This is a genomic window from Microcoleus sp. Pol14D4, from assembly GCF_036701245.1.
GTDB lineage: Bacteria > Cyanobacteriota > Cyanobacteriia > Cyanobacteriales > Microcoleaceae > Microcoleus.
This window is the reverse complement of sequence record NZ_JAUBQM010000025.1, coordinates 64977-70976: the sequence shown is the minus strand read 5'-3', so window position 1 is coordinate 70976 and position 6000 is coordinate 64977. Positions and strand designations below refer to the sequence as shown.

The following is a 6000-nucleotide window of genomic DNA, read 5'->3' as shown; positions in this document are numbered from 1 at the left end:
AGCATGGAAGCTAATATACTCTATTTTTGCCTATTTGGCTCAAATCCTGACCTCAAATCCTGACGGAGCTTGCGAGCGAACCCAGCTCACTCGCCGACCTTGGCAATACCGCAACGCAGTTGCGGTGAGCAGTTACTCCATATCTTTGAGGGGCAGTTTTAAGTTATTCATCTTTTTATTCACGATCGAGTATTGCATATAATTGTATCATAGTCTTGATAATCATTTAGGATTGCTATATTGAGGCTGCCTTGCAACTGGAAAAACGTATCAATAAAAAAGCTTTGCTGGAGATTGAATTAAAAGCGACAGGCGATGAACTCTATGTCAAATGGGTTGATTTAGAACTCGTTAACGGTTATAACGGATACTATGCCATTTTTCATAAAGGAGTGCAGCAGTTTGCTGTGAAACCTGCTTCATCTCAAGATGTTCAAGCAGTATTAGAACATCTAAAAACGCTGAAATTAAAACCGGCTCTGATAGATTGCGGATATGTAGATCCAGACGGGCAATCAGAACTCTAAAATTCTTAACGCGATCGCACAGCTCCGCACGCACAGAATTACTTAATAGGGCGAATAAGTGAATTTTGGCCCATCTTTTTTGAGCTGCGAGTTTCCCTCCTGGGCTACAGGTAAGACTTTTGACGGAATTGTCGCCCCGTCAATCTGTGCGGTGAACAATCGCAAGCATGGTTTCGGAACAGAGGTGGTGGAGTGGCAACACTCCCTCAACTCTACCTCTCGGCTTTAGCCTAGAAACCGGGTTTCCTGCTGCGATCTCTAGTTTCTTTGCGCGACGATTTTCCCTAGTTTCCCGGCATCTGAGCGTAAATCCCACCCGATGTGTTTCAAAAAATCCGTCTTTCGGCTGAAGTTACAGCCTTTTGGCGCTCTAGAATATGTAAGTTAGTGCTTACATTAATTAAGATGAGTAGAACGAATCGAAGTGCAGCAGAAACCCGCGATCGGCTGTTGAAAGCCGCGATTGAAGTTTTCTCTACAGAAGGCTACGTGGGAGCGACAACTCGTGAAATTGCTCGTGTTGCAGATGTGAGTGAAGTCACTTTGTTTCGCCGCTTTCAGAGCAAAGAGCAAGTGTTGAGTGCGGTTGCCCAGCACATTACAGCATTGCGGACGGAGGCGTTGGCGCATCAAGACGAATGGACTTATGACCTACGCCGCGATCTCCTGCATTATGCAAAGCTCCACGACGACATGCTGGAGGAGTACGAAGCTCTATTTCGGATGTTTATTGGTGAAGCTCACCGGCATCCGACAGAAGCGCTGGAGGTGCTTCAGCAATCATTTTTACCGCTGCGTGAAAAACTAATTTCCTATCTACAAACCTGTGTTGAACGCGGCAGTATTCGTCCGAATGTGGATCTGGCACTGGCAGTGGATCAATTGACTGGAATGCTGCTGTCCGGTATGATTCGCCGCCATGTTTCTCAAGTAAACCGGGGCTATAGCCGTAAACGATACATCGAAGGCTGTGTGGATTTATGGGTGCGGGGAGTTAGCACAGCAGCGTCTTCTGTAAGTCGTACTTCGTCTCCAGAATGAAGGTTCCTGACAATTTTCTTATGAATTTGGCATTTCCCGATTGAAGCACCCTAACCCGTTGCGGTGGTGCGAAGCAACTGCCGGAGCCGATCGCAGAAGTAGAGACTAAAAATGAAACGCCCTCAAATACGGAGTCATGCAACTGAACCAGATTCTATTGATATTCAGGCTTTTACCGAGTTGGAAGAGTCTGAGCCTCAAGACCAACAAAACGCTCAACAATACGCTCAAAAAAAGCGAGCAAAACCATTAAAAAAATTGAAACAATCTACCTATGATGCCGCCGGGTACGTGCAGGGACCGCTCAAGTGGGCGATCGCCCTGACGGCTTCTTTAGGAGCCATTCTAGAAGTCATTGATACCAGCATTGTGAACGTTGCTTTAACAGAGATGCAGGCGACATTAGGCGCAACCGTGACCGAAATTGCTTGGGTCGTAACGGGTTACGCGATCGCCAACGTTGTAATGATTCCGCTCTCAGCCTGGTTGGGGGACTTATTCGGCAAGAAAACCTACTTTGTCTTTTCAATGCTCGGGTTCACAGCAGCCTCGATGTTATGCGGTTTATCCATTAACCTGCCAGTGCTGGTGGTAGCTCGAATTCTTCAAGGCTTGTGTGGAGGCGGACTGTTGGCAAAAGCGCAAGCGATTCTGTTTGAAACTTTTCCCCCTGCGGAACAGGGGTTAGCGCAGTCGGTGTTTGGAGTCGGGGTGATTGCAGGTCCGGCTATTGGGCCCACGCTAGGCGGCTATCTGACCGATACATTAGGCTGGCGCTGGATTTTCTTTATCAATTTGCCCGTCGGTATTGTGGCCGTCATCATGGCGATCGTGTTCCTTCGACCAGACTTGAAGAAACACGGACAAAGCCAGAAGAAAGTGGACTGGACAGGAATTGTACTGCTGTGTATTGCGATAGGTAGTTTGCAATCATTTTTGGAAGAAGGGGAAAAAGAAAACTGGTTTGAATCCGGTTTCATTACGCTCCTAGCGTTTGTGGCGGTTATAGGACTGTTTCTGTTCATCTGGCGAGAACTCAGCACAAAAGCACCAGCAGTTGACTTGCGGGTGCTGCGGCATAAATCCCTGGCAGCCGGTAGCCTTTACTCTGGTATTTTGGGCATGGGGCTGTACGGAGCCTTGTTTGCTATACCGCTGTTTGCTCAAGGCGTGCTGAAATTTTCGGCAATGCAAACCGGATTTCTACTCGCTCCTGGAGCTTTAGCGTCCGCCATCATAATGGTTTTATTGGGTAAAATTTCGACTAAGGTAGATGCCCGCATTTTAATTGCACTGGGAGCCTGTGGAACGGCAGCCGTGATGTTCGATCTGGCAAAAATCACGCCCCAAACCGGAACTGATAATTTGTTTTGGCCCCTAATCTGGCGCGGTGCAACTACGGTTTTGATGTTCCTGCCCCTAAGTTTGGCAACATTGGGTTCCATCCCCAAAGAAGATGTATCGGCTGGCTCCGGCTTCTATAACTTGACTCGTCAGCTCGGCGGTAGTATTGGCATTGCCATTCTGACCTCATTGCTGGCTCAACGAGAGGCTTTTCATCGAGCCATTTTGTTGGCAAAGTTAACGCCTTACGATCCAGAAACAACGGAGCGGCTCAGTGCACTCATTGGTGTGTTTCAGAGTCGCGGTTCTGATGCCGCAACCGCCCAACAACAAGCCCTCGCCGCGCTCTCCCAATTAGTCAATACGCAGGCAGCCGTTCTATCCTACGCAGACATTTTTCGCTTTGTCGGCATTGTCTTTCTCTGTTCGCTGCCATTGCTGCTGTTTCTCGGTAAGGGAGGCGCTGGAGCCAAGGCACCTGCTGCTCACTAATTGCTTGATTTTAATTCTGTAGCGATTACTCCACAGCCTCCGGTTGGATAGACTTTGAGATCGCTTGCCTAAAACAACCAATTTGTAAGAAGATGAATATTTCAACAAGTAGGCATTAACTCTCTTGATTAGGAAAAAAACAATCCCGCACCCCCCTCTAACCGTACTTTTACAATACTCCGAACAGTTTTTAAATAAGGATGCGATGCCTTCAGCAAGCTTCGCTCTTTAAAAACTGTCCGGAGTATTGACGGTAAAGCTTATTTTTATAATGGTGTAGCTGGTAAATCGGAACAGTGGTTGGAAATTTATGTGATTTATATTCTCGAAATTGCGACGCGTTTATTTTATAGCTTAAGCCTACAGCAAACTCCATCACGCACTCAAATAAATTTCGTAAAATAATGGTTGCAAAATCCTAAGAATTGTGCATCAAGAAAATCTCAAACAACAGGATTATTAAAGTTCAAAGCATTACCTCACAAGAGTTGATGGCTATGCAGAACATTTGAAAAATACTCGTTATTCCTTCCCCACTTCTGTACGTTATTTGGTGGCTAATGGCTATTATTATCGCTCTAACTTCTAGGATGCTGTGCGAAAGTTAAATTTAAACTTTATTGGCAACTGAGCGAGTTGATGCTAACTTACGCTATCTCTATACAGGTGAACAAAAGAGACTGGGAACTCAGGATTAAATATGATGGCAAGGTTGACTGCCATGATTTGAGGAATCTTAATTTGGTTAAAGGAATAAAATCGGGAGTTTCATTATATACAGTGGTTGTAGGCGAGTTGTTGTTGAAATTTCCAAATCTTTTTGGCTTGCATCTCTGAGGTTAAGCCCAAGGAACAATCAAAAATGCTTTATTATTTAGCACTGATATTCACTTACCACCCGATCAAATTGTTGAATATTATCAGGTTCGTTTTCAGATTGAATTTATTTTTAGTGATCCCAAGCAATTTATATCATCTCCGGTCGATTGACCGTGATATAATAGTGAGGAACACTACCCCCGTCAGATAAAGAATGCCGAAACGAATTGCGATCGCGCCCCATCTGAGTGTAGAAGAACTTGATTGCTCGTTTCCGTGAAGCTAAAACAACCACCCAGGCCCATCATTACCAAATTATTTGGCTCTTAGCTTGCGGCTTCACGAGCGCAGAAGTGATGGCCGTGACAGGTTATAGTCGCGGTTGGATTTAGGAATTAGTCCGGGGATACAACCATTTAGGACTAGAATCCCTCGGAGATCAACGTTGCAAAAATACCGATTGTGACCCTCTGCTGAATGATGTGGAACAAGCTCAATTGTGGCAAGTCCTACAGCAGCCACCCCCAGATGGTGGGCTGTGGAATGGTCGTGCATTTGCCGATTGGATGAGTGAACTCCAGGGTGAAAAAGTCTGTCGTCTGCATAGGGTGGGAATATCTCAAGTCCATGAAGTTTCGATTGAGAGTTCCTCGCCCGGAACATGAGGAATCAGATCTCCGCAGAACTTGCAGGAATGGAAAAAAAATCTGGGTCGGTTCGTCAAGAAAATCAAGAAGCAGAACCCAGAAAGCGACGTAGAAGTGTGGTCAATGAACGAACATCGTTGCTTGATTGAAACCTGTGTTGAGGCGAGAATGGGTGGATGAGTTTAGTAATGCTACGGCTGTGGTTAACTGGCGGTTTCAATGGTTATGGTTATATGGTTTCGTACATCGGAGTAGCGGAGAAACCAAAAGAGTGGATACTACTGTTTGTCAATAGCCAGCTTTTCGAGCGAGTTTTAGCAGATGAGAGCCCGACATTGGAAAGTAGGCTCGAAAAAAAGAATGGTTTTAGTAGTGGATGGAGCCGGATGGCACTGAGCGTGAAAGCGTGAAAATCCCCCACCGCATACATTGATATTGTCTGCCTTCCCACTCACCCCAACTGCAACAGCCGTGAAAGACTGTGGCCATTGACAAATGAACCGATAGCCAACCGCTGTTTTAAAAGCTTAGATGAATTAGAAGCTGTTTTATTTGAACGATGTTGAAAACTGTTAAATCTCAAACAGCTAATTAGTGGTTTGACTCATTTCTATTGGTGGCCGGAGGCAAAAGTTTAATACTGGTCAATCGACCTGACATTAGATTACGGGATTGTCTGATTGTCAAGCTCGTCATTTACCCCGGCTTTATTTTTATTTTTATGGCAGTTCTATTGCCTTAAATTTAGCCAAAAATCAACTCTCTACTTGTCATTAATCTGCCAAGTCGTTTGTGTTTTCAATCTGTTCTTATAAACGTCTGGAATTCAATACACACCTACTTTGTACCTTTATTGACAAGTTAGATTTAGACCCGGATTTGATTTTAAATCGTCCTAATCTTCCTTCAGTCTTGTATTACGGTACTCTGGCTGCTTAAAAACTGTCCGGAGTATTGCTTTTAGAGAAGCTTGTCCATCAGAAAGTACCGGATTTCTTTTTCCACCTTGTCTTTTCCGAGAGGATTGGATAGCTACTTAAACAATACTCTAGCCATCATAGTGCTTAATAATATTATTTATCAATAAATTTAGAGGTATTCCTTTAGCCACTATTTTTGCTAACGAGAAG

4 protein-coding genes and 1 pseudogene are annotated in these 6000 nt (G+C 44.9%); all 5 read left to right on the top strand.

The features are described from left to right. Positions 1 to 202, top strand: a 202-nt coding sequence (locus QUA33_RS11895; RefSeq protein WP_333148761.1) for a hypothetical protein, incomplete at its 5' end; no start/stop codon positions are given. A 49-nt stretch (positions 203 to 251) separates the two neighbouring features. After that, entirely contained in the window at positions 252 to 527 is a 276-nt protein-coding gene (locus QUA33_RS11890) for a hypothetical protein (RefSeq protein ID WP_333148760.1), read from the top strand. 405 nt (positions 528 to 932) lie between these two features. Continuing rightward, a complete protein-coding gene (locus QUA33_RS11885) occupies positions 933 to 1568 on the top strand; it encodes a TetR/AcrR family transcriptional regulator (RefSeq protein WP_333100925.1) in 636 nt (211 codons plus the stop codon). Positions 1569 to 1679: 111 nt separating this feature from the next. Then, on the top strand, positions 1680 to 3404 hold the full coding sequence (locus QUA33_RS11880; protein WP_333148759.1) for a DHA2 family efflux MFS transporter permease subunit: 1725 nt from the start codon (positions 1680 to 1682) through the stop codon (positions 3402 to 3404). A gap of 1033 nt (positions 3405 to 4437) precedes the next feature. Then, positions 4438 to 5436, top strand: a pseudogene (locus QUA33_RS11875) (IS630 family transposase). Positions 5437 to 6000: the final 564 nt, after the last annotated feature.

Bases quoted from the DNA above. Each gene is read 5' to 3' on its own strand.
- QUA33_RS11885 (WP_333100925.1), top strand. From the start codon at position 933: ATGAGTAGAACGAATCGAAGTGCAGCAGAAACCCGCGATCGGCTGTTG.
- QUA33_RS11880 (WP_333148759.1), top strand. From the start codon at position 1,680: ATGAAACGCCCTCAAATACGGAGTCATGCAACTGAACCAGATTCTATT.